This window comes from Sphingobacterium sp. HSC-15S19 (assembly GCF_050433745.1).
Lineage (GTDB): Bacteria > Bacteroidota > Bacteroidia > Sphingobacteriales > Sphingobacteriaceae > Sphingobacterium > Sphingobacterium siyangense.
On the sequence record NZ_JBNPWQ010000017.1, the window covers coordinates 43,650 to 68,488 of the forward strand.

General features: G+C 40.4%; 18 protein-coding genes. 16 read left to right on the forward strand and 2 right to left on the reverse strand.

Annotated features, from left to right (window positions below):
* The first annotated feature begins 146 nt into the window (after positions 1–146).
* The 12 genes from L1283_RS15205 to L1283_RS15260 all read left to right on the forward strand — a co-directional run bounded on the left by L1283_RS15205 (position 147) and on the right by L1283_RS15260 (position 15,170).
* Positions 147–1,364, forward strand: a complete 1,218-nt coding sequence (locus L1283_RS15205) for an ABC transporter permease (RefSeq protein ID WP_286848252.1) — start codon at positions 147–149, stop codon at positions 1,362–1,364.
* A 115-nt stretch (positions 1,365–1,479) separates the two neighbouring features.
* Positions 1,480–3,603, forward strand: coding sequence for a cation:proton antiporter (locus tag L1283_RS15210; RefSeq protein WP_075991981.1), 2,124 nt, complete (start codon positions 1,480–1,482; stop codon positions 3,601–3,603).
* Positions 3,604–3,628: 25 nt separating this feature from the next.
* Positions 3,629–4,891 (forward strand): NADP-dependent isocitrate dehydrogenase, encoded by a 1,263-nt coding sequence (icd, locus tag L1283_RS15215; protein ID WP_088161044.1) that lies wholly within the window; start codon positions 3,629–3,631, stop codon positions 4,889–4,891.
* A gap of 55 nt (positions 4,892–4,946) precedes the next feature.
* On the forward strand, positions 4,947–5,204 hold the full coding sequence (locus tag L1283_RS15220) for a hypothetical protein (protein ID WP_088161045.1): 258 nt from the start codon (positions 4,947–4,949) through the stop codon (positions 5,202–5,204).
* 186 nt (positions 5,205–5,390) lie between these two features.
* Positions 5,391–6,461 (forward strand): 3-phosphoserine/phosphohydroxythreonine transaminase, encoded by a 1,071-nt coding sequence (gene serC / locus L1283_RS15225; RefSeq protein WP_088161046.1) that lies wholly within the window; start codon positions 5,391–5,393, stop codon positions 6,459–6,461.
* A 144-nt stretch (positions 6,462–6,605) separates the two neighbouring features.
* On the forward strand, positions 6,606–7,553 hold the full coding sequence (locus L1283_RS15230; RefSeq protein WP_075991985.1) for a D-2-hydroxyacid dehydrogenase: 948 nt from the start codon (positions 6,606–6,608) through the stop codon (positions 7,551–7,553).
* A gap of 125 nt (positions 7,554–7,678) precedes the next feature.
* A complete protein-coding gene (locus L1283_RS15235; RefSeq protein WP_088161047.1) occupies positions 7,679–8,992 on the forward strand; it encodes an aspartate kinase in 1,314 nt (437 codons plus the stop codon).
* 15 nt (positions 8,993–9,007) lie between these two features.
* On the forward strand, positions 9,008–10,168 hold the full coding sequence (gene lysA / locus L1283_RS15240; protein ID WP_145328519.1) for a diaminopimelate decarboxylase: 1,161 nt from the start codon (positions 9,008–9,010) through the stop codon (positions 10,166–10,168).
* 137 nt (positions 10,169–10,305) lie between these two features.
* Positions 10,306–11,058, forward strand: a complete 753-nt coding sequence (locus L1283_RS15245) for a prolipoprotein diacylglyceryl transferase (RefSeq protein ID WP_145328517.1) — start codon at positions 10,306–10,308, stop codon at positions 11,056–11,058.
* A gap of 5 nt (positions 11,059–11,063) precedes the next feature.
* Entirely contained in the window at positions 11,064–11,303 is a 240-nt protein-coding gene (locus L1283_RS15250) for a hypothetical protein (protein WP_046675824.1), read from the forward strand.
* Positions 11,304–11,314: 11 nt separating this feature from the next.
* Positions 11,315–12,718 carry a radical SAM protein gene (locus tag L1283_RS15255; protein ID WP_120334702.1) on the forward strand — a complete coding sequence of 468 codons (1,404 nt, stop codon included), beginning with the start codon at positions 11,315–11,317 and terminating at the stop codon, positions 12,716–12,718.
* 115 nt (positions 12,719–12,833) lie between these two features.
* A complete protein-coding gene (locus tag L1283_RS15260; protein WP_145328515.1) occupies positions 12,834–15,170 on the forward strand; it encodes a mechanosensitive ion channel family protein in 2,337 nt (778 codons plus the stop codon).
* A gap of 55 nt (positions 15,171–15,225) precedes the next feature.
* Here L1283_RS15260 and L1283_RS15265 read toward each other — a convergent pair whose 3' ends face one another.
* A complete protein-coding gene (locus tag L1283_RS15265; protein WP_145328513.1) occupies positions 15,226–16,056 on the reverse strand; it encodes an AraC family transcriptional regulator in 831 nt (276 codons plus the stop codon).
* A gap of 107 nt (positions 16,057–16,163) precedes the next feature.
* On the opposite strand from L1283_RS15265, the gene L1283_RS15270 reads away from it, so the two are divergent.
* Together L1283_RS15270 and L1283_RS15275 are read left to right on the forward strand one after the other, a co-directional pair.
* Positions 16,164–17,078, forward strand: a complete 915-nt coding sequence (locus tag L1283_RS15270) for an AEC family transporter (RefSeq protein ID WP_145328511.1) — start codon at positions 16,164–16,166, stop codon at positions 17,076–17,078.
* Positions 17,079–17,360: 282 nt separating this feature from the next.
* Positions 17,361–17,807 (forward strand): DoxX family protein, encoded by a 447-nt coding sequence (locus L1283_RS15275; RefSeq protein ID WP_075991990.1) that lies wholly within the window; start codon positions 17,361–17,363, stop codon positions 17,805–17,807.
* A gap of 38 nt (positions 17,808–17,845) precedes the next feature.
* Here the strand turns inward: L1283_RS15275 and purL are convergent, their stop codons facing one another.
* Positions 17,846–21,577 carry a phosphoribosylformylglycinamidine synthase gene (gene purL / locus L1283_RS15280; protein WP_429626328.1) on the reverse strand — a complete coding sequence of 1,244 codons (3,732 nt, stop codon included), beginning with the start codon at positions 21,575–21,577 and terminating at the stop codon, positions 17,846–17,848.
* A 510-nt stretch (positions 21,578–22,087) separates the two neighbouring features.
* Here purL and pheT point away from each other — a divergent pair.
* Together pheT and L1283_RS15290 are read left to right on the forward strand one after the other, a co-directional pair.
* Positions 22,088–24,484 (forward strand): phenylalanine--tRNA ligase subunit beta, encoded by a 2,397-nt coding sequence (gene pheT / locus L1283_RS15285; protein ID WP_145327469.1) that lies wholly within the window; start codon positions 22,088–22,090, stop codon positions 24,482–24,484.
* Between the two features lie 40 nt (positions 24,485–24,524).
* Positions 24,525–24,830: a hypothetical protein gene (locus tag L1283_RS15290; RefSeq protein WP_046675830.1), complete on the forward strand. Its 306-nt coding sequence runs from the start codon at positions 24,525–24,527 to the stop codon at positions 24,828–24,830.
* Positions 24,831–24,839: the final 9 nt, after the last annotated feature.

The following is a 24,839-nucleotide window of genomic DNA, read 5'->3' on the forward strand; positions in this document are numbered from 1 at the left end:
CTTGTAATTTTTATAAAACTCTTTAAACCAGTATAGGGGCCTCCTTGTTGAATAGCCTACTGAAAAACGCCTAATTATTTGTCATTTCAGTTTTGTAAATAACAAATTTTTATAACTTTGCGAAGTTACATAAATATATTGAAAGCTTGAATTTTCCTTATTTTTTAGCAAATCGGATCGCATTTTCTGGAAAAAGAACGTTCTCAAAATTGATCGTTCGGGTGACTATTGGTGCAATTGCTCTTGCTATTGCAGCGATTATCATATCTATTGCGGTATTGCGCGGATTTAAGGGAGAGATTATCAGTAAGCAACGGAGTTTTTTTGCCGATGTATTGGTTTTACGTTACGACCTGAATAAGTCTTACGAGAATTCACCCATAACACTTACACCGGAGGTCCGTAAGTCCATATTAGCGATTCCCCAAGTCAACTCAATCAGTTCCTTTGCGACCAAGGCCGGCATCATTAATGTCAACGATGAAGTTGAAGGAGTGGTTCTCAAAGGTATCGATTCCTTGTATAATCAGCAGCCCTTTCAGCGTATGCTGGTGGAAGGGAGCATGATAGACTTTAAATCGGATAATGCGGATAATCAGATTTTGGTGTCCAAGTATCTCGCAGATCGACTGCTCCTAAAAGTCGGTGACGATTTTATTATGTATTTCGTGCAGGATCCTATACGTAAACGTAAATTTGTCATTAAGGGCATTTTTAATACAGGCTCCGAAGAATTAGATAAGGTTTATGTGATCGGGTCTCTCAATGTCATTCGTAAACTAAGCAACCTCGATGATCATGAAGTAGGGGGCTATGAGATTCGGGTTAAAGATTTTAGTCAGCTCGAACAGACAACGAACAAGGTTGAAGATCTGTTGCCTATCGATATGCAGGCAATCAATATCAAGGATCAGGTCCCTGATATTTTTCAGTGGCTGGAATTGCTTGACATGAACACCAAAATCATTTTTATACTGATGACGGTTGTTGCTATTATCAATATGATCTCCGCCTTGCTGATCACCATTCTTGAGCGGACTTCAATGATCGGTATCTTAAAGGCATTGGGGTATCACAATGCCGGAATTCGCCGCGTCTTCATGTACAGTGCCTTGTACCTCATCGGTCTGGGATTATTAATCGGTAATCTTATTGGCTTAGGTTTTTACTTTTTTCAGGATTTTACCCATTTCTTTAAATTGGATGAGAACACCTACTATATCTCCTATGTGGCCGTTCAACTTCAATGGTCTGATGTGATTTTGGTCAATTTGGCTGTCGTGTTTATCGGAATGATCTCATTATTTATTCCGTCAATGCTAATTACCAAGATTAGTCCGATCAAAGCCATTTCTTTTAAGTAACACTACTTTTAGGCTTCGCTTTCTTGAAAAAATCGTATTTTTAGTGCTGTTAACTATTTTTCGAGCTGTATAGAAAAATAAGTATATACATATTACGGCTAGTATACAAGCACTTATGAATAAAACTTTTGAGCATATTTCTCACGCTTTCGAAGCGCCTTTACAAAATCCTGTACTTATATTTTCGCTGGTACTTTTTATTATCCTGTTATCACCGATCGTACTGCGACCGATTAAGGTTCCGGGTATTATTGGATTGATTATATCTGGTGTTATTATTGGACCACATGGACTCAACTGGTTGGAAAAAAACTCGGCTATCACACTGTTTTCAACAATAGGCCTGCTCTATATCATGTTTATTGCTGGTTTGGAGTTGGATATGAATGAGTTTAAAAAGACCAAGAATAAGAGTTTACTTTTTGGCTTTTTAACATTTATTGTTCCGATCAGTATTGGCTATCCTGTTTGTCATTTTTTACTGGGCTACGGTGTTTTACCGAGTTTGTTGATATCAAGCATGTTTGCTACCCATACGCTGGTTTCTTATCCCATCGTAAATAGCTATGGTATTTCTAAAATGGAGGCTGTTGCGATCACGATAGGTGGAACAATCCTGACGGATACGGCCGTGCTGATTATTCTTGCGGTGATTACCGGCGTTTCTCAGGGAAATATTGGCAATGAATTTTGGATTACCCTGACGATTTCCTTTGCTATTTTCCTGTTTATCATGTTTGGTGTTATTCCAAGGATTGCAAAATGGTTTTTTGAACGCTTGGGGAGTGAGAAGACATCCAATTATATCTTCGTGCTCTCTGTCGTGTTTTTTGCTGCATTTTTAGCGGAAATTGCCGGCCTTGAGCCTATTATTGGGGCTTTCGTTGCCGGTCTGGCTCTCAACAAACTGATACCACACTCTTCCGCTTTGATGAACCGAATTGAGTTTATCGGCAATGCGATTTTTATTCCTTTCTTCTTGATATCTGTGGGGATGATTGTCGATGTCAGCGTGATTTTGAAGGGGCCGCAGGCACTTATTATTGCTGGAACACTGACCGTTGTGGCTATCGTCGGTAAATATGTGGCCGCATGGTTGACGCAGCTCGTTTTTAAATATAGCCGTGGTCAGCGCAATCTGATATTTGGTTTAAGTAGTGCTCATGCTGCTGCAACACTAGCTGTAATCATGGTTGGACATAAGAACGGTATTATCGATGAGAATGTGCTTAATGGTACGATTCTGTTGATTTTGGTTACCTGTATTGTCGCTACAGTGGTTACAGGGAATGCCTCGCGTAAAGTGGTTATGGATGGTGAACAGGACGAAGAACATACAGATGTGGTGAAGGAAAAAGATGAAAACATCTTGATATCTATCGCTAACATGGATAATATGGAGCCTATTTTGGATTTTTCAACCTATATTAAAAGTAAGAAATGTTCCTATCCAGTCAATATCGTGTCCGTTGTGAAGGATAATGAGCAGGCTCAATTAAACATGTCCAAAGCACGGAAGAACCTGGATAACATGGTCAGGTATGCTTCGGGTAGTGAAACCAATGTTAATATCAGTGCCACAATAGATTTAAACATTGCTAGCGGGGTTGCACGGTCGGCAAAAGAAGTTTCTGCCAATTGTATTGTTTTGGGCTGGCCGAGTGCGGCCAATTTTATGGATAAGTTTGTTGGAGAAAAAACGGAAAGTATCTTAAACAGAACCTCGGCTAATGTGATGTTATGTCATTTTAAAAAACCTTTTATTTCTAATAAATCCATTGTCGTTTTTGCACCACCCATGTGCGAGGCAGAATTTGGGTTCGAGTATTGGCTGGAGAAGGTTGTTAAACTGGCGCAGGAGCTATCCGTTCCGGTAACATTTGTTGTTGATGAACGCTCTGCTGCCGCCATTAAAGAACATCTTGTTGAGCTGAAAAATTCTGTTCCTGTCACCTTTGAGTATTACGATGCCTGGGACAATTTGCAGGGCCTTAAAGCGTTTAAGGAAGAAGATGCGATGTTTATTTTTGTTTCGGCCAGAAATGGAGAAGTTTCCTATCGTGATTCTCTAGATGGGGTAGCAAAGAAATTAGATCGTATTTATGCAAACGAAAATCTTGTTTTAGTGTTTCCTAGTAGAGTGGAAAATGCACACATCGACGAGTATGAAGATGTTGAAGCAGCTCCAATCTTTAGAAAAATTAGCAAAGAGATCGGAAATATGTTTAATAAGGGATAGTAATTGTCCGTTAAAATTGAAGGTTATGTCAAATAAGATTACAATGTCAAGTGAAGGAACTTTACAGGTTCCAGATTTTCCAACAATTCCTTTTATTATCGGCGACGGTATTGGTCCTGATCTTTGGCATGCGGCAGTGCGTGTTTTTGATCAAGCGGTGGAGAAAGCGTATGATGGAAAACGGAAAATAACATGGAAGGAGGTGCTGGCAGGTGAAAAAGCTTTTAACGAAACAGGCGAATGGCTACCAAAAGATACCCTAAATGTACTAAAAGAATACCTCGTTGGAATTAAAGGGCCACTAACCACGCCAGTAGGCGGCGGAATCCGTTCTTTGAATGTTGCTTTGCGTAAGGATTTGGATCTCTACGTATGTCAAAGGCCGACAAAATGGTTTGTGGGCGTACCTTCACCAGTCAAACATCCGGAATATGTGGATATGGTGATTTTTCGTGAAAATACGGAGGATATTTATGCTGGAATAGAGTTTCAGGCGGGAACAGCTGAAGCCAACAGGTTTCAGGATTTCTTGCATGACGAGCTTGATATTGATTACAATTTCTCGGCCACAACAGGAGTCGGTGTCAAACTGGTTTCTGAGGAAGGGTCGAAAAGACTGGTCCGTGCGGCAATAGAACATGCTATTCATCACAATTTACCTTCAGTGACGATTGTTCACAAAGGAAATATCATGAAATTTACGGAGGGTGCTTTTAAGATTTGGGGGTATGAGGTTGCTGAAACGGAATTTGCCGACAAAACGTATACCTGGGGACAATGGGAGCGAACGAAAGCAGAAAAAGGTGCGGAGGTTGCTAATCAGGAACAAAAAGCCGCCTTGGATTCAGGTAAAATTTTGATTAAAGATATTATTGCCGACAATTTTTTACAGCAGATCTTACTTAATCCACGGGATTTTTCCGTTGTGGCAACTTTAAATCTGAACGGTGATTATATTTCTGATGCGCTGGCCGCAATGGTTGGCGGTATAGGGATCGCACCGGGAGCTAATATCAATTTTAAAACAGGGCATGCTGTTTTTGAAGCTACTCACGGCACAGCACCTCGTTTTGCAAATACCAATACCATGAATCCTTCGTCGGTTATTTTAAGCGGTGTTATGCTACTCGAATACCTTGGATGGACAGAAGCAGCGGCGGCAATTGTTAAGGCCTTGGGCGAAACCATAATTGCCAAGACCGTGACCGTAGATTTTTACAATTTAATGGATGATGCTACATTAGTCAAAACAAGTGAATTTGCCGATCGAATTATCGAAAAAATATAAGAATTTTATTTTCTGAGATATTAAGCAGAAATTTGAATAAAATTTCTGCTTTTTTATGGATTACAATCAGCTTCCTCCTTTTATAAGGGAATCGAATATTTTTACGGAAAACGAGAAAATTAAGTTGGCTCAGATCGAACGTTTACCCACTCCACATGAGGTAGATGATATAACTAGTCTCCCTGAAATTTACGAATTGCTTAATGCCTTTATTGGCGATCAATCCGCCCGTAATACCCATCTTCAACTTAAAGCTAAGGAGTATTTGCAAGATAATCAGGTAGATATGGCGTGGAAAGTGCTGCTTATTTGATATTTTTTGCATTGAACTAGGTGTTTGTTGTGCGATCTTTTTATTGAAATCATTTAGAATTTTATAAATTTTCAATAAAAAAACAGATTAGTTGAAAAATATATAATTTTATTTTACCTTTGGTTTTTAAACAACGGATTGCTTAGCTAGGGTTAAAGAATAGCAATCAAACAAACTATAACATCAATGAAACATAATTTTGGAGCAGGTCCATGTATTCTGCCAAAGGAAGTATTTCAACAAGCCTCAGAAGCTGTAATTGATTTTAACAACACCGGTTTATCAATTTTAGAGATCTCTCACCGTTCCAAAGAGTTTGAAGCAGTGATAGACGAAGCCACACAATTAGTACGCGAGTTATTGGCAGTACCTCAGGGATATTCGATTCTTTTCCTTCAAGGAGGGGCTAGTTTGCAATTTGCAATGGCGCCGTTGAATCTTTTACCTGAAGGAGGTAAAGCTGCTTATTTGGATACTGGTGTCTGGGCTACAAAAGCATTAAAAGAAGCTAAAAAATTCGGTACAGTAGATGTTGTAGCTTCGTCGATTGATAAAAATTATTCCTACATCCCTAAGGGATATGCCATCCCAACAGATGCTGCATATTTTCATTATACAGCTAACAATACCATTTACGGTACTGAGGTTTTTGATAAACCTGAAACGGCATTGCCAGTGGTTGTTGATATGTCTTCTGATATTTTCTCACGTGAGATCAATGTTGCTGACTATGATTTGATCTATGCTGGTGCTCAAAAAAATATGGGCCCTGCAGGTGTTACACTCGTGATTGTTAAAGATGATATCTTAGGTAAATCAGGACGTGTTCTTCCGTCGATGTTGGATTATCAATTGCATATCAATGGTGGTTCAATGTACAATACTCCACCGGTATATTCGATCTTTGTTTCGATGTTAAACCTTCGTTGGTTAAAAGCAAAGGGCGGTGTTTCTGTATTGGAGCAAGAGAATATCATCAAAGCACGTGCTTTATACGATGAAATCGACCGTAACCCATTGTTCAAAGGTACTGCAGCTGTTGAAGATCGTTCACGCATGAATGTTACTTTTGTAATGGATACACCAGAGTTGGAAGCTGAATTTTTGGCTTTGGCAAAAGAGCGTAATTTGATCGGAATCAAAGGTCACCGTTCTGTAGGTGGATTTAGAGCTTCGATTTACAATGCTTTACCATTAAGCAGCGTAAATGCGTTGATTGATGCAATGAAAGAATTTGAGGACACGCATACGGCATAAGGCAGTGTGCATGTTGCTGAAATTTAGCAGTTGACAAACAGATAATTAGTTAGATTAAGAATTATAGAGGTCGTATTGTATTCACCTGGTTGGATCTTCCGATGAGTTGAACGGCACTGATACCTTTAAAAACGAATTATAAAGATGAAAATATTAGCGAATGACGGTATCGATCCACTAGGAAAGAAAATGCTGGAAGATGCAGGTCATAGTGTAGATACAACTCATATTCCGCAAGAAGAGCTTCCAGAAAAGCTCCTTGCTTATGATGCAATCACGGTACGTAGTGCAACTAAAGTACGTCAGGCCCTGATTGATGGCTGCCCTAACTTGAAAGTTATCGGCCGTGGTGGAGTAGGCATGGATAATATTGATGTAGACTACGCCCGTTCAAAAGGGATTGCTGTTGTCAATACCCCTGCAGCATCTTCTTTATCAGTTGCTGAGCTGGTTTTTGCTCACCTATTGAATGGTGTACGTTTCTTATACGATTCTAATAGAAAAATGCCTGTTGAGGGCAATACAAAATTTGGCGCCCTTAAAAAAGCTTATGGTGCTGGTACTGAGCTTCGTGGTAAAACGATCGGTATCGTTGGATTTGGTCGTATCGGTCGCGAAGTTGCCAAAATCGCCATTGGTCTGGGGATGGATGTGGTTTACACGGATTTGTTCGAAGGACCAAAAACATTGACCATAACACTTTCAGGTGGTATCCAAGTTGAGGTACCTATTCAACAAGTGGAGATGGACAACTTATTTAAAGTTTCAGATTTTATCTCTTTACACGTTCCATTTTTGGATAAACCAGCTATCGGAGCTGCAGAGTTCCCATTATTGAAAGATGGTGTTGGCTTAGTTAATGCCTCGAGAGGCGGCGTTATTGATGAATTGGAATTAGTGAAAGCATTGGATTCGGGTAAAGTTGCATTCGCCGGTTTAGATGTATTCGATAATGAACCTACTCCACGCGAAGAGATCTTAAAACATCCAAAAATTTCGTTGACGCCACATATTGGGGCGGCGACCAATGAAGCTCAAGAAAGAATCGGCGAAGAATTGGCCGGTCTACTGATCGAAAACTTGAAGAAGTAATTCTTCCGCATAACATATAAGATATGCGGCACAAAACTTTCATGATTTTGTGCCGCATTTTTTTTAATATAAATTCATGAATTGCCTATATTGGCACACAGAAATTTAATAATTGTAACTTCAGTATGAAAGTTTTAAAATTTGGTGGTACTTCCGTGGGAAGTGCAGCACGTATCAAAGGGTTGTTGGATATTGTAAACCCTGCTGAACGTCAGATCGTCGTATTGTCCGCAGTTGCTGGAACGACAAATGCTTTGGTTGAAATAGGTCAAGCTTACACAGCAGGTAAGAAGGACGAAGCTAAAGATTTGGTCAAGAAGCATAAGGATAAGTACGAAGACCTTATTAAAGAACTTTTCAGCACTGAACAAGGTTATAAAAATGGTAAAGAATTGATCGATTACCATTTTAATCTGATTTCTACTTTAGCCAATGAATTATTTACACCTATTGAAGAAAAAGTTATTCTGGCGCAAGGTGAATTGATGTCTACTGCTTTATGGCATTTCTATTTGAACGAAATCGGTATAAAATCTGTGTTGTTACCAGCCCTGGATTTTATGAAAATTGATGAGGATAATGAGCCTATGGTGGAATACATTGGCGAAAAACTAAGTCATATTTTGGCACAGAGCCCAGAAAATACGTTATTTATCACACAAGGTTTTATTTGCCGAAATTCATTTGGTGAAATCGATAATTTGCGCCGTGGTGGTTCAGATTATACGGCTTCATTGATCGGCGCAGCAATCCGTGCGGAGGAAGTTCAGATCTGGACGGACATCGATGGGATGCACAATAATGATCCTCGTGTTGTCAAAGGAACAACACCGATTGCACATCTAAGCTTTGATGAAGCTGCGGAGCTGGCTTATTTTGGTGCTAAAATTTTACATCCACAATCGGTATTCCCAGCGCAAAAATATAACGTTCCGGTTCGGTTATTGAATACGATGGAGCCCAATGCAAAAGGGACTTTGATCAGTAAGGACGGTGCTCAGAAAGGTTGTATTCGCGCCATTGCCGCGAAAGACGGTATCACGGCAATTCACATCCACTCATCGCGTATGCTACTTGCCTATGGTTTCCTACGTCGTGTTTTTGAAATATTCGAACGTTATAAAACACCAATCGATATGATCACAACTTCGGAAGTGGCGGTATCGTTGACCATTGATGATACAACCAATTTGGCTGATATTATCAAAGAAGTGGAGGATTTTGGTTCTGTAACAGTAGATGGTGATCAGACAATTGTATGCGTTGTAGGCGATTTCGGTTTGAATAGCCATGGTTATGCTGCTCGCGTACTTGACGCTGTAAAACACCTTCCAGTTCGTATGATTTCTTACGGTGGTTCAGACTTTAACGTGTCGATTCTATTGAATTCAGATCATAAAACAGAAGCATTACGTTCATTGCACAATCGTTTATTTTAAGAAGTAGGTTTTTATATGATAAATACAGGTATCGCGGCGAAGTTTGCAGAGAAAGAAACGCCGTTTTATTATTATGATCTGAATGTGTTAAACAAGACCCTGGAGGCTGCGCATGCTGCGTCCCACAAACGGGGATTTCATGTTCACTATGCATTAAAGGCCAATTTTAATGACGAGTTATTGAAGGCGATTCAAGAGATCGGCTTTGGTGCGGATTGTGTGAGTGGCAATGAGGTAAAGAAAGCCATTGAATGTGGCTTTGATTCCAAGAAAGTCACTTTTGCGGGAGTTGGTAAATCTGATAAGGAAATCAATTATGCGCTCGATCAAAATATTTTTGCTTTTAATGTGGAATCCATTCAGGAGCTTGAGGTCATCAATGAGCTTGCCTCAAAGAAAGGTGTAAAAGCAAATGTGGCTTTACGGATCAACCCAAATGTGGATGCACACACCCATCATTATATTACAACAGGGCTTGATGAAAACAAATTTGGTGTGCCCAATGCCGATTTGGAAAAATGTGCAGCCGTGCTTAAAAAATGTGAATCTATTGAATTGGTTGGTCTTCATTTTCACGTAGGTTCACAGATTACGGATATGACCGTATTCAAAAGCCTGTGCGTGAAGGTCAATGAATGGAAAAACTGGTTTGAAGAACGCGGTACACAAATCCGTGTATTGAATGTCGGTGGCGGATTGGGGATTGATTATAAAAATCCTGATGGAAATACAATTCCTGATTTTGAAGCCTATTTTGATATTTTCGACCGCTTCCTGGAGCGCACAGCACAGCAAGAAGTGCACTTTGAATTGGGGCGGGCTTTGGTCGCACAATGCGGAAGCCTTGTTAGCCGCGTGTTGTATGTCAAAAATGGTGTCAAGAAAAACTTCTTGGTATTGGATGCTGGAATGACTGAATTAATGCGCCCGGCCTTGTATCAGGCCTATCATAAAATTGAAAATATCAGCGCGACAGACAGCGCCGAAGCCATTAACTACGATGTGGTTGGGCCAATCTGTGAATCGTCCGACTGCTTTGGTAAGGAAGTACCACTTCCCGTTTCAAAACGTGGTGACTTAATTGCCATTCGTTCCGCAGGCGCTTATGGCGAAGTGATGGCCTCGCGTTATAATCTACGTGAGGAAATCCGATTTGTGTATAGCAATCAGCTATAAGCTCCCGTTTTTAAAATATTTATTTAAAAGCCAGTCTGTTCTTCAGACTGGCTTTTTGGTTTTAAGAGTTTTGTCCTATGTGCAGAAACTTTTGTTTATCATTTTCTTGATCGTCTTTCGTATACTTGTTTATGCTTATGGCGATTGAATTTCCGGTTACGATAGATTTGTTTGGGAAAACACTTCTCCTACATCCTTTTATGGAAGGATTGGGGATGTTTATTGGTATGCGTTATTATCAGCTGCTCAAATGGAAGGATCAGGAAAGTTTAGGGCATACCAATTCCCTTCTTATTGTTATTGCTGCCGGTCTAGGGGCTTTAATCGGCTCACATGTCATCGGTTCTCTCGAACGCCCGGCTGAATTGCTCAATGCGACACATAAATGGGCTTACATCTGGGTGAACAATACGATAATCGGTGGCTTGGCAGGAGGTTTGGTTGCCGTGGAAGGGATGAAAAAGATCATGGGTAAAAAAGAAAGTACCGGTGATCGGATGGTCTTTCCCTTGATTAGTGCAATTTCCATTGGTAGGGTAGGTTGTTTTTATACGGGGGTATTCGAGCAGACCTATGGTTTACCCACAACGTCTCCATTGGGGATGTATCTGGGGGATCCCTATAAACGGCATCCGGTAGCGCTGTATGAAATCGCATTTTTACTACTCTTATTTGTAGGACTCCAACTTTTTAAACGACGATACAATTATCGAAATGGTGTGTTGTTTCAGCTTTTTATGCTTAGTTATTTTAGTTTTCGTTTCCTATTGGACTTTATTAAGCCACGGGCAATTATACTTTTGGGGCTAAGTACCATACAAATTACCTGCATCGTGGTGATAATTTATTATATTTATTTATTAAAAAATGAACGTTTAATCAAAAAATAGAAATTATGTATTTGCTTGAGGGGTCATTTGGATCGGAAAGTACTGCGATGTTGGGACTTTTTCTACTTACTATAGGTGCTATTGTGATCGGTATTGCACTTTTGGTTATTATTATCGGCTCGATTATTAAAGCTGGAAATAAAGAATCAAAATTCAATGTCAATCCCTGGCTTAAAGTATTGTTGGGCGGAATTGGAGCAATGTTGGCAGGGGGACTTGCCTGTGGACTTACCTTTATGAACTAGAGATCAGCTTTATGCCAGTTAGAAACTATACATATTACGATTACACCATCAGCCTATGTCCAACATGCCTTTCGCGTGTTGGTGCCAAGATTATTATCGAGGATGAACAGGTATTTATGACAAAAAACTGTCCTGATCATGGCTTTTTTAAAACACTGATTGCAACTGATGTTGACTATTATAAGAATATTCGGAATTATAATAAAGCCTCAGAAACACCTTTGAAATTTGATAATGAAGTACATTATGGCTGTCCTTATGATTGTGGCTTATGCGTCGATCATGAACAGCACAGTTGCCTTTCTATCATCGAAGTGACCGACCGCTGTAATTTGACCTGTCCAACCTGTTATGCCATGTCCTCGCCCCATTATGGACGACATCGCTCGCTGGAAGAAATTGAACGGATGTTTGACAAAATCGTCGAAAGTGAAGGTGAACCGGATGTGGTTCAGATCAGCGGTGGAGAGCCAACCATACATCCTGATTTTTTTAAGATTTTAGACATTGCGAAAACAAAGCCTATTAAGCATCTCATGCTCAATACGAATGGGATCAGAATTGCAAATGATCCTGGTTTTGCTGAGCAACTCGCGACTTATGCGCCTGAATTTGAAATCTATCTCCAGTTCGATTCCTTTCGCCCATCGGTGCTTGAAAAATTCCGGGGCAAAGATCTTACGGATATCCGTAAAAAGGCCATAGACAAATTAAATGCACTCAATCTAAGTACAACCTTGGTCGTTGTCCTGGAAAAAGGAACCAACGATGATGAAATAGGTGAAATATTGGATTACGCCTTACAACAGCGATGTGTACGGGGGGTAACCTTTCAACCGGTGGAAATTGCCGGTCGAAATGCGGCCGATGCACAGCAACATAAAATGACATTAACGGAGGTACGTCAGGAAATCCTGAATCAATATCCACTATTGGACCCACATGATATTATTCCTGTTCCTTGTAATCCTGATGCTTTGGCGATGGGCTATATACTGAAAATAGGAGCGGAGCGTATACCTTTGACCCGACATATTGATCCTGCTATTTTGTTAAATAGCCAATCGCGCAACACCATTGTATATGAACAGGACAAAGGTGTTCAGATGCAATTGCTGGATATATTTAGCACGGGAATTTCTGTGGATAAGGTAAAGCCAAAAGTAAACCAGTTGCTTTGCTGTTTACCCGAAGTCTGCGCACCTGATCTTGATTACGACAATCTTTTCCGAATTATCATTATGAATTTTATGGATGCCTACGATTTTGACGTTCGTGCTGTCAAAAAATCATGTGTCCATATCGTCAACAAAGACTTGAAATTAATTCCTTTTGAGACGATGAATTTATTTTATCGTGATGATAAAGTAAAACGACTGGAAGAACTAAAACTATCGGATGCTATTCGATTTTAACGGGAGATAAGTTATTTTTGTCGAAGAAATACCTTTGGTCCTTTCTTTGCAAGATGTAGTGTTCATCGCATTTGGCTACACATTGTCAGGTAAGGAAATCAACAAAATTAGAAGTATGAAATTGGGCATTGTTAAGCGTTTTATTTTTGTCTTAAGTCTCTTGGCTTTTCAGTTGCATGTGTTTGCACAGGATTCAGTTCAGGTTAGAAGAAATCAGAGTAACGATCGAACCGCGGCACATGTTGGCTTCAATAAAAGGTCAGCTGTGGATTCCACACGCGTTGGCAATGACTCCTTACGCAATGACCTGAAGAAGGTCAATTTGACTTTTCTTGCTAATATTCGAACAGGTTCAATGGCGGATTTCGTTGCACAACTGAATGAGAAATCCAATACGTATACTGCGACCAATACAGGATCGGCCAAAGACAGCATTGCTGCAATTAAAAATAGTATTCACGAAGAAATTAGGCAGCTGAAGTCTATTAAGGGCAGTATCAGTAATTATTCAAACAGTCTTAATATTACCCAGGATCAGATCAGGAATTTGGTCAACCGTTATGATATTAGTACCAGTAATCATAGTCGAGCGTACCAATACCTTGATAATGCTCAGCTCAAGCTGTCGGCAAAAATGGATTCTCTTGAGGCAATCAACCGTACGATAGATGAACTCATCGCCAAGAACCAACGCCATTTGCTGCGTCTGGATGCTGTGCATGAAGTGAAAAATGTAAGTAAAAAGGTCGATTCTACATCGAGCAAAAGTTCGATCTGGAAAGCAAATACGGCGGCGATTTCAAAGGATGTAATTTTAAACAATATACGGAGTAATTATAGTAACAATACAGCGATAGACAAATATGTTAATCGGACCGATTGGGCGAGCCGTATCCTATTGATTGTATTGGGATTGGGCTATTGCTACTGGATTGTGCGGGTGTCCTATATCCTTCGACAGAATGATCCTGAACATAAACTTGCGATTGATGCTATCGTTGGAAAAACAATTATTTTTCTCTTGACACTGTTGCCTTTTGTAAACTTCTTTACACCAAGTTTCATTCTGCAGGCTTCCCAATTGGTCATTATGTTAATCTTCATGTTTTTGCTAAGGCATCGCATGAGCGGGTTACAGCGTAAAATTGCCATTATCCTCATTGTATTCTATCTCCTGGATGTATTTGTCAATATGATCGTAAGCGATGACCTCTTTTTAAGGATCGTTTGTATCGCCTTTAATCTGATTGCACTGGGACTTGTTAGCTACACAAAGCGACGAATCAAAAATGCAGATAGTCCGGGGTATATCAGCAATTTTATTTATGTCGTTTTCGCTATCCTCAATATCACGGCAATTACCTTGAATGTGATTGGCCATGTTGAGCACTCGCGGAGCTTTAGTATTGCCTGTGCCGTTGGTTTAGTCCAATCTTTTACACTACAGTATTTTGCCGACATGATTAAGGCAGATGTACGTAATCAGTTTAAAAAAGATCGACTGACTGCGGGGTTCTGGATGCGTTTTAACGAACAGCGTACATTGGCTATCATCACCGAAATTCTTCGGATCGTCTGTGTGCTTTTGGCCATTATTGTGTTGGCAAACAACTTACAATTTATAGAAACATTATTGGCAGCGAGCGAAGTCTTTTTTGGCAAAGTGCGTAGCATTGGAAGCATATCTTTTACACTTGGCAACCTTGTTGTGGCTGTTTTACTGCTTCTCGTGGCCAACTGGTTTCAAAAAAATATCAGTTTGATTGTTCTCGGCGGTGAAGACGGTCAGCTTAGCCAGGTCTATAATCAGAAGATGACCCTATTTCCGCTTTTTCGATTGGCGATTATTCTGATTGGTTTTTTTATGGCAATCTCTGCCCTGGGAATGAGTTTGGATAAACTTACCGTTGTCATCGGAGCACTGAGTGTTGGTATCGGTCTGGGCATGCAGAATATCATCAATAATTTTGTATCGGGCATTATTCTGGTTTTTGACAAGCCATTTCGGGTGGGTGACCAAATTGAACTTGCCGACAAAAAAGGGCGGGTCAAAGAAATCGGTATACGCGCCAGTGTCCTAAAAACTGCAGATGGTGCCGATGTTATCATTCCAAATGGCGATTTACTCTCTGGAAGAGTCGTCAATTGGACTTTATCACAGGAATACAGCAAAACAAGCTTTGTACTCCATATCGATCGACAGGCCGATCTGGACAAAGCGAAAGAATGGATTAAAGATGCGATGATGTCCAGCCCACATTATATACAGGATAGAGATAGCGGGATCAGCATACAGGATATCAGTGCCGAGATGATCTACCTGAGTGTTTACTGCTGGGTAAACGCCGCAGCCAATGCCTCGTCGCTTAAAAACGATGTGCTGCTTGTGTTATACAAAAAGTTTGAAGCGGAGGGCCTGAAATTTTATAGTGTCATTCCACCCAAAAATTAGTTTATCAATTGACTTTTTCTGACGAGTATACATAATGGATTATCGGGAGCGCTTATTATTTAGTCAGATGGGTTCGGAAATATAACGGGCTGAATCCCTTGGCGCGTTTGTAGAAATGGGAAAGATGACTCTCGTCGGTAAATCCGAGTTCTGCAGCAATTTGTTTCAAGGTATAATCTTTGGATTTAAGTCTGTTCTCGATGAGTTCAATCCGGTAGCTGTTGATATAGGCTCTTAAACTGGTGCCGAAGTTCTTCTTAAAGTAGATTCCAAAATAGGATGGAGCAATATTAAATTTCTGAGCCAGCAGGCTGACCTGAAGTTTTTCGGGCGAAAAAATATAGCGATGAATATAAGCCGAAATCGATCGGTCTACATATAGTTCATGCTGCTGGGGTAAGCGTTGTGTTTCTGATATTTCTTTGTAGAGCCCAAAGATCGCAACGAGTTGGTCAAATAGCCAATCAGAACGCTCGTTGACAGTGGTATTACTATATAGTCGGACAGCTTCCAGGATATGTGAATAAATCAGGCGATGGTGCTCCTCCATATACAGTTTGCGTTCCTTTAATCCTTTATCGTTCATTAGCTCCATAATCCAGGCATAGCGCTTTAGATTACGTTTATTCTGCAGGAAGTAGGTGTCTGTAAATAAAATAAACAAAAAATGGGTCTTTTCTTCAATGTTAAAATAATGCTTGTCTGCCGGACTAATTAAGAACACATCGCCAGGTTCATAATTCAGTTCAAATTTGTTGATCACATGGGTTCCTTTGCCCGAACGAATATAAACAAGCTCATAATAATTTTGCTCGTGTGGAGGCAAATGAAAACTATCCTCAATAAATTCACTGATCCGTAAAGGTTCAAACTGTTTTTTGCGCATTGCTCTCCTGATATATATCTTTAAATGTACATAAAAATAATGTATTTGTACATGTTATTGCCTGCTCTACTATCGCACCTTTGTGTCGTATAAAATGATAAGAAAACATGATTAATTTTATAATGATTGCATTTTGCATCGCAGCGGGGATGTTATTAAGGCGAACAAATTTAATTCATTCCGAAGCACATAAAGGGATCAATACCTGGATTCTTTATTTTGCTCTGCCGGCGGTGTCTTTCAAATATATTCCGAAGATCGTATGGTCATCACAATTGCTGTTTCCCGTGTTTTCCGCGATCCTCGTTTGGGCAGGCAGTTGGTTATTTATGGAAGTATACTGTCGGCGTAAAAATTATAAGCAGCGCTCCCGCAGTAGCTTGGAATTGGCCGCAGGTTATAGCAATACCTCCTTTATAGGCTTTCCATTGATCATAGCTTATTTTGGTGAAGCCCAGTTGCCGATTGCAATTATTTGCGACCAAACTACATTTATTCTACTTTCTACTGCCGGAATCATCAATGCACTAAAAGCGAATGTCCAGGATGGCGAAACGATCGATGTCAAATTTATGCTTCGAAAGTTAGTCAGCTTTCCACCCCTGATCGGTTGTATAACAGCCTTAATGCTGTCTCAATTTGTTGACCTTTCAGTTGCCGAGCCTTTTTTCGATAAATTGGTGGCCACCGTTGGGCCCTTGGCCTTATTTTCTATTGGTTTACAGTTGAAGTTTGATGGTTGGCGACAACAGATTTCGCAGATCAGTACAGCGATGAGTTATAAATTGATTCTTGCCCCAGCATTGGTATTACTATTTGCATTACTACTTGGTGTGAAGGGAGCTGTTGCACGGATCAGTATATTCGAAGCAGCTATGCCAACCTTGGTCACTTCGGGGATCATTGCCGAGCAATACCATCTGAATACCAAGCTGGTCAATCTGGTTATCGGTTTTAGTATTGTTGTGGGGCTACTAACAACTGCATTTTGGGACTTTGTTATTCGACTTTTTTTCTCCTAACCTACAGTTGCGTTGATTGATTGATTGATTGATTGATTGATTGATTGATTGATTGATTGATTGATTGATTGATTGATTGATTGATTGATTGATTGATTGATTGATTGATTTTGAAAACAGCGTAAGCCTGATTTGGCAGCAATTTGTCTTATCTGAAGTATTATGTAGGCGGGGGGATGTATTCACTTCGTAACATTTTGATAGTGAATCATCTCATGCGAACAACTTTTTTGCTGTTCAACTGTTATTGGGCTATAACCATCTATAAAAAGGAGGTATGTTATGAACCTGATACACAAAATTGAACATTGGGGCGATGCTCATCACCCACAATGGATTGATTACCTAAGAATAGCCTTAGGGGTCGTTATTTTTGCCAAAGGTGTAAGTTTCGTAAATGATAGGGATGTTGTTCAACATATGATTGAGCAAAGTAGTTTCCACTTATCATCATGGGGTGCTGTTCACTATGTGGTTTTTACCCATTTGGTGGGAGGGTTGTTCCTAATTTTAGGTTTTCAAACCCGTTTGGCCTCACTACTGCTATTTCCGGTACTGGTAGGGGCTGTATTTTTTGTTAATATCACCCACGGGTTTAGTTATTTGAATTCCGAATTGTGGCTTTCTATAGTCGTATTCTTTTTGCTGATCTTTTTTATGGTCATGGGCTCTGGAAAATACTCCCTAGATCAAATGATGAACAAACCAGGATACAAAAGGGATATCTAAAAAAAAGCTCCTTCATACATGAAGGAGCTTTTCTTTTTTTATTTGCCTTGCTCGTCAATCCATTGGCGCGCATTAACGAATGCTTCAATCCAAGGAGAAACTTCGTCCTGACGACCTTTTGGATAATTTGCCCAATGCCATTGGAATACCGAACGCTCAATATGTGGCATAGTAGCCAAGTGGCGCCCTGTCTTATCGCAAACCATTGCTGTATTATAGTCCGAACCATTTGGGTTATGCGGATATTGCTCATACGCATATTTTGCAACGATATTGTATTGCTCTTCAGCATACGGAAGGTTGAATTTTCCCTCCCCATGTGAGATCCAAACACCCAATGTACTTCCCGCTAGTGTCGATAACATGACGGAATTGTTTTCCTGAACTTTTACAGATACAAAGTTTGACTCGTGTTTTCCGGAAGTATTGTGTAGCATTTTTCCGTGAATTTCATGCTCAGGATTGATCATCTCAAGTTCCATAAATAGCTGACAGCCATTACAGATACCAACCGAAAGTGTATCCGGACGAGCAAAGAAATCGGTTAGGGCTTTTTTCGCTTTTTCATTGTAAAGGAAAGCTCCAGCCCAACCTTTTGCCGAACCCAATACATCTGAGTTCGAGAAACCGCCTACAGCACCGATAAATTGGATGTCTTCCAATGTCTCGCGACCAGTTATCAAATCGGTCATGTGAACATCTTTTACATCAAAACCTGCCAAGAACATGGCGTTAGCCATTTCGCGTTCAGAGTTGGAACCTTTCTCACGAAGGATCGCAGCTTTCGGACGTGCCTTAGTTCCGTCAATGTTAGGTTTCTTACCATCAAATTGACTTGGGAAAGTAAAGGCTAGGGGTTGATTTTTATAATTATCAAAACGTTGTTGCGCTGTTCCATTTTTAGATTGCTTTGAATCCAAAAGGAATGATGTTGTAGACCATACATCACGTGTTGCTGCGACATCAAAGCTGAATACCGCTTCTTGATTTTTAATCGTTACCGTATTACCTTCGATCACCTGACCAATTTTAACCGCGTCCACAGCAGCTTCCTTGACAATCGCTTCAAAAGCAGCGTCGTCTTTCGCCTGCAGGACAAGTGCAATATTCTCATTAAAGAAGGCTTTTACGCTATCAGATTCATTTAAAGCTGAAAGGTCATAGTTGGCGCCGAGATTAACATCGGCAAATGTCATTTCCAATAAGGTGGTAATCAAGCCCCCCGATCCGACATCGTGACCAGCTTCGATCTGTCCTTCGTTAATTAATTGCTGTACGGTATTGAATGCCGTTTTGAAATAAGCAGCATCTTGAATGGTCGGTACTTCAGTACCTAATTTATTGATGATCTGCGCAAATGACGAACCGCCTAATTTGAACTGATCTTTTGATAAGTTGATGTAATAGATCGATCCGGCCTTTTTGTTCAGCACAGGTTCTACCACTTTTGTGATATCAGTACAATTTCCTGCGGCAGAAATGATCAATGTGCCTGGGGCAATGACGTTTTCGCCGTTTGGATATTTTTGTTTCATCGACAAAGAATCTTTTCCCGTTGGGATATTGATTCCCAATGCAATGGCAAAATCCGAGCAGGCTTTAACAGCTTGGTATAAGCGGGCATCTTCCCCCTCATTATTGGCCGCCCACATCCAGTTGGCCGATAGGGAGATTCCTGCGAGGCCATTTTTGATTGGCGCAAATACGATGTTGGAAAGTGATTCGGCAATAGCCGTTCTACTTGCCGCCGCCGGATCCACCAAGGCAGCAACAGGGGAGTGACCTATTGTTGTCGCAATACCTTCTTTACCTTTATAGTCAAGTGCCATAACACCGACGTTGTTCAACGCCAATTGCAATGGACCTGCACATTGTTGTTTGGCAACACGGCCACCAACACAACGGTCTACTTTATTAGTTAACCAATCTTTCGAAGCAACAGCTTCCAATTGTAATACTTGGTTTAAGTAGTTTGGAATGTCGGCTGCATCATAAGCAAGATCAGCATAATTGCGAACGACGGTTTTATCGCGCATGAAAGTTTTTGGCGATGAACCAAAGAAATCTTCAAGGGCGTAATCCATTGGTTTTTCACCTGTACTTTTCGATTCGAAAGTAAAGCGGTGGTCGCCAGTGACATCACCTACAGTGTACATTGGTGCACGTTCGCGGTCTGCAACACGTTTTAACGTGTCAATATCATCTTCAGCGATCACAAGTCCCATACGTTCTTGCGATTCATTACCGATAATTTCTTTTGCCGATAGTGTAGGATCTCCTACAGGAAGTGCATCCAGGTCAATTAAACCTCCGGTCTCTTCAACAAGTTCAGATAAACAGTTTAAGTGGCCACCTGCACCATGATCATGGATAGAGACAATTGGGTTATGATCGGACTCTACTAAGCCACGAACAGCATTTGCGGCACGTTTTTGCATTTCTGGATTGGAACGTTGAATCGCATTAAGCTCAATTCCAGAACCAAATGCTCCTGTATCTGCAGAAGATACAGCGGCTCCACCCATTCCGATGCGGTAATTTTCACCACCTAGGATAACGACTTTATCACCAGTTTTCGGCGTATGTTTTTTCGCTTGATCTAGTTTTCCATAGCCAACACCACCAGCTTGCATAATGACTTTGTCGTAACCAAGTTTACGGCCATCCTCTTCATGCTCAAAGGTCAATACAGAACCTGTAATGAGGGGCTGACCAAACTTATTACCGAAGTCAGAAGCACCGTTGGAAGCTTTGATCAGGATGTCAACTGGGGTTTGGTATAACCATTGACGCTCTTGCATCGCATTTTCCCATGGGCGTGTTTTGTTGAGTTCCTTTGCTGGCTCAGTTACTGTTCCTGCCTGAAGGTCCAATTTATTTTGTTCCAATCGCGAATAAGCAGTCATATATACGGCTGTACCCGCCAATGGAATCGCTCCTTGGCCACCGGCCATACGGTCGCGGATTTCACCACCTGACCCAGTAGCAGCCCCCGAAAATGGTTCTACAGTAGTAGGGAAATTGTGTGTTTCTGCTTTTACTGATAAAACCGAATCAAATGCTTTCTCTTCGTAAAAATCAGGTTTGTCGGCAGATTTAGGCGCAAATTGTGTGACACGTGGACCTTTAACAAAGGCAACGTTATCTTTATAAGCAGAAACAATCTCGTTCGGATTGGTTTCAGAAGTCTTTTTGATTAATTTAAATAGGGAAGTGGGCTGCTCTTCGCCATCAATGATAAAGGTACCATTGAAAATCTTGTGTCTACAGTGTTCAGAATTTGCTTGTGAAAAAGCGAATACTTCCGAGTCTGTAAGCAGACGACCCAACTTGGTCGAAAGATTATTGAGGTAGTCTACTTCTTCTGGATTTAGCGCAAGGCCCTCAGATTTGTTGTAGGCCTCGATGTCTTCAATTTCCAATATCGGTTCAGGTGTGATGTTGACGGTATACATGTCCTGTGTCAACATACTGAACTTTTGTGAAATCATTGGATCGAAGTCATTGAAATCCGCTGGTACCGGTTGAAATTCTTCTATACGAACAATTCCTGCAATGCCCATATTTTGTGTGATTTCTACGGCATTGGTACTCCAGGGAGTAACCATCGCAGCGCGGGGTCCTACAAAGTAATGGTTAAGGTTTTGGTCGTCTAGTTTTTTGGCGTTGCCGAATAGCCAGTTGAGTTTAGTAATGTCTTCTTGTGGTAAAGAGTTTACGCTTTGAACACCATATACAGTGTTCGATGGGTTCTCAAAGAAATGAATCATTATAAATGTTTGTTTTGAACGTTCTTCAAATTAAAGCACAAAGTTACATATTTATTTTGATGGAAATGCTTGAATTTTCATTAAAAAATAGGCTCAGGTTGCGTTTATTGGAAAAGGCCAAAATTGCTGTTTTGTGTAAATAAGTGTAAAGTTGTGTTAATTCATGTAAATAAAAGTTATAATTAATAATTGCATTCGTTTCGTTCGGGGAAAGCCCCTACATTCGCAGCATTCATCACCTATGAATAAATATGATTATCCTTGGGAAGGGGTTTATGAACTCCTTCATACGATCTCTTCCTTCGGTATGAATCTAAGGTCCAAATAGCTAACTTGGTTCTATCGTATCAACTTTCCAAAAAAGATAAAATCGCTTGCTGCCTAGCTTAATGAAGTCTTTTGAGGAGCCTACCTACTGCATTAAATTCAGACCAACTGTTGATGAAGGGTAAATTGACGTTGGATATAAACTCAAATTTATCTAAGTTTGTGCATCAAATCAAATTCGAGATGAATATTTCATATAATTGGTTAAAACAACACGTTAATATAGATTCGACACCGGAGGAACTATCGCTTATCTTGACAAATACAGGATTGGAAGTAGAAGCTTTGGACGTCGTGCAGAGTATCCCAGGTGGATTGGATGGTTTGGTTGTTGGTGAAGTGAAAACTTGTGAACAGCATCCTAATGCCGATAAATTAAGAGTAACTACCGTTGATGTCGGTGGACCGGAGTTATTGCACATTGTATGTGGCGCACCGAACTGTCGTACAGGATTGAAAGTCATTGTTGCTACAGTGGGCACTACATGTCATCCGCTTACAGGAGAGCCTTTTAAAATTACCAAATCTAAAATTCGTGGTGAAGTTTCCGAAGGTATGTTATGTGGAGAAGATGAAATCGGTTTAGGAACATCCCATGCCGGTATCGTTGAATTACCAGCTGATGTTGCCGTGGGGACCCTAGTGAAAGATCATTTCAATATCCAGGATGATTACCGTTATGAAATTGGTTTAACACCAAATCGTGCAGATGCAGCTTCGCATTTAGGCGTTGCAAGAGATATTGCGGCACATTTTCGTACACAAGTGTTAAAAGCAGATGTTTCTGCATTCAAGGCTGCTGAGGCTGAGGGAACGACAGTGGTCGTTGCGGACGCACAGGCGAGCCCACGTTATAGTGGTATCAATATTACTGGTGTTCGCGTTGGCGAATCTCCAGATTGGTTGAAAGAGAAATTAAATGTTATCGGTGTTCGTCCGATCAATAATATTGTCGACGTCACAAATTATATATTACACGATTTAGGTCAGCCATTGCATGCTTTTGATGCTGATAAAATTGCGGGAAATAAAGTCCTAGTTCGTCTTGCGACAGAGGGCGAGAAATTTGTTACCCTGGATGGTGTGGAGCGTACCTTGTCTGCAGAGGACTTGGTGATTGCCGATGCTGAAAAACCGATGTGTATTGCGGGGGTTTTTGGTGGAGCACATTCTGGTGTATCAGCCGAAACGACCAATGTATTTTTGGAGTCAGCTTATTTTAATGCTGTTTCTGTACGGAAGACTTCCAAAAGACATGGTTTAAAAACAGATGCTTCTTTCCGTTTCGAACGGGGTACCGATCCAAATATTACGGTTGAAGCATTGAAGCGCGCTGCTTTATTGATTCAAGAAATTGCAGGTGGAACGATTTCATCTACCCTAAAGGATGAGTATCCTGTTGTGATTAAACCGTTTTCATTTCACGTGAGCTATGCGAATGTGGTTCGTTTGATCGGTCAGGCGATTCCAAATGAAGAAATTAAATCCATTATTGTCGCTCTTGGCATTGAAGTCACTTCAGAAACTGAAACAGGCCTTGATGTGTTGGTGCCGGCATATCGCGTCGATGTCACACGTGAGGTAGACGTTGTGGAGGAAGTGTTGCGTATTTACGGTTATAACAATATTGAGTTGAAGTCACAGATTAAGGCCTCTTTAAATACGGTTGAAAAGCCAGATAAGGAAGTTGTCTTAAATCAATTGGCTGATCTGCTCATTGCAAATGGATTTCGTGAGATTCTGTCCAACTCCCTAACAAAGCTGGACTATGCGGATGATAGCGAAACGGCGGTTAAATTGTATAATCCATTGAGTTCGGATTTGGATACGATGCGTCAAAATATGGTGTTTTCTGTTTTGAGTGCGATTGAATATAACCAAAAACGAAGAAACTTTGATCTGAAATTCTTTGAATTCGGTAAGACTTATGCGCTGGATGGTGAAGGTTATAAAGAAACACAGCACCTGGTTTTTGCCATGGCGGGTAAAAATGAAGCTGAGCAATGGAATAGCAAAAAAGATGCAGTTAATTTCTATAACCTAAAAGCAGCCGTAGATACTGTTATCAAAAGGCTGAAAATTGAAGGAATTCAGATACAAGATGCTACAAGTTCCCATTTTGCCTATGGTTTGAACTATATGAAAGGGCAGAAATGTTTGGTTTCATTTGGTGCAATTGCAAACGCAGATTTGAAAAAAGCAGATGTTGAAGGTCAGGTTTTCTTTGCTGATTTTGACTGGGATGTTTTGATGAAAATTATTCGTAAGAATAGCATTCAATATAAAGAAGTTTCCAAATTCCCGGCTGTACGCAGAGATTTATCGCTCTTGATCGACGAAAATGTAAGCTTCGATAAGCTACAATTTGTCGCTCAGAAGACCGAACGCAAGCTTTTAAAGGAGGTAAATGTGTTTGACGTGTATAAAGGTGATAAAATTCCGGAAGGGAAAAAGTCTTATGCTCTGAGCTTTATCTTGCAGGATGAAGAAAAAACACTTACTGATAAGCAAATTGATGCGATAGTTCAAAAATTAATTGTTAATTTTGAGAAGGAACTAGGCGCGGAAGTGCGTGGTTAATTAGAGATACAACATTAATTGGTAATATTCAATTTATATTATGGCAACATTGTCTTCACAAATGAATCTGATCGTTGAGAAAACGAAAAATTTAATTCAATTGTGCGAAGTCTTGCAAGAAGAAAATGATTTGCTTAAATTAGAGGTACAATCCTTAAAAGTGGCTTTCGATGCGAGCAACGATAAGAGCAAGCAATTGGAAGAGAAGGTCAAAGCGTTGGCAGTTGCCCGTACGTTAGATTCTGAAACGGATAAGGAAGCAATTAATGAAAAAATACTTGACACAAAACAAAAAATTAACGATTTTGTGCGGGAAATAGACAAGTGTATTAGTTTGTTGAAATAGTTGGGAGAA

Bases quoted from the DNA above. Each gene is read 5' to 3' on its own strand.
- L1283_RS15210 (WP_075991981.1), top strand. From the start codon at position 1,480: ATGAATAAAACTTTTGAGCATATTTCTCACGCTTTCGAAGCGCCTTTA.
- L1283_RS15245 (WP_145328517.1), top strand. From the start codon at position 10,306: ATGGCGATTGAATTTCCGGTTACGATAGATTTGTTTGGGAAAACACTT.
- L1283_RS15265 (WP_145328513.1), bottom strand. From the start codon at position 16,056: ATGCGCAAAAAACAGTTTGAACCTTTACGGATCAGTGAATTTATTGAG.
- L1283_RS15275 (WP_075991990.1), top strand. From the start codon at position 17,361: ATGAACCTGATACACAAAATTGAACATTGGGGCGATGCTCATCACCCA.
- pheT (WP_145327469.1), top strand. From the start codon at position 22,088: ATGAATATTTCATATAATTGGTTAAAACAACACGTTAATATAGATTCG.
- L1283_RS15250 (WP_046675824.1), top strand. From the start codon at position 11,064: ATGTATTTGCTTGAGGGGTCATTTGGATCGGAAAGTACTGCGATGTTG.
- serC (WP_088161046.1), top strand. From the start codon at position 5,391: ATGAAACATAATTTTGGAGCAGGTCCATGTATTCTGCCAAAGGAAGTA.
- L1283_RS15230 (WP_075991985.1), top strand. From the start codon at position 6,606: ATGAAAATATTAGCGAATGACGGTATCGATCCACTAGGAAAGAAAATG.
- L1283_RS15290 (WP_046675830.1), top strand. From the start codon at position 24,525: ATGGCAACATTGTCTTCACAAATGAATCTGATCGTTGAGAAAACGAAA.
- L1283_RS15270 (WP_145328511.1), top strand. From the start codon at position 16,164: ATGATTAATTTTATAATGATTGCATTTTGCATCGCAGCGGGGATGTTA.
- L1283_RS15235 (WP_088161047.1), top strand. From the start codon at position 7,679: ATGAAAGTTTTAAAATTTGGTGGTACTTCCGTGGGAAGTGCAGCACGT.
- L1283_RS15220 (WP_088161045.1), top strand. From the start codon at position 4,947: ATGGATTACAATCAGCTTCCTCCTTTTATAAGGGAATCGAATATTTTT.
- L1283_RS15255 (WP_120334702.1), top strand. From the start codon at position 11,315: ATGCCAGTTAGAAACTATACATATTACGATTACACCATCAGCCTATGT.
- lysA (WP_145328519.1), top strand. From the start codon at position 9,008: ATGATAAATACAGGTATCGCGGCGAAGTTTGCAGAGAAAGAAACGCCG.
- L1283_RS15260 (WP_145328515.1), top strand. From the start codon at position 12,834: ATGAAATTGGGCATTGTTAAGCGTTTTATTTTTGTCTTAAGTCTCTTG.
- purL (WP_429626328.1), bottom strand. From the start codon at position 21,577: ATGATTCATTTCTTTGAGAACCCATCGAACACTGTATATGGTGTTCAA.
- icd (WP_088161044.1), top strand. From the start codon at position 3,629: ATGTCAAATAAGATTACAATGTCAAGTGAAGGAACTTTACAGGTTCCA.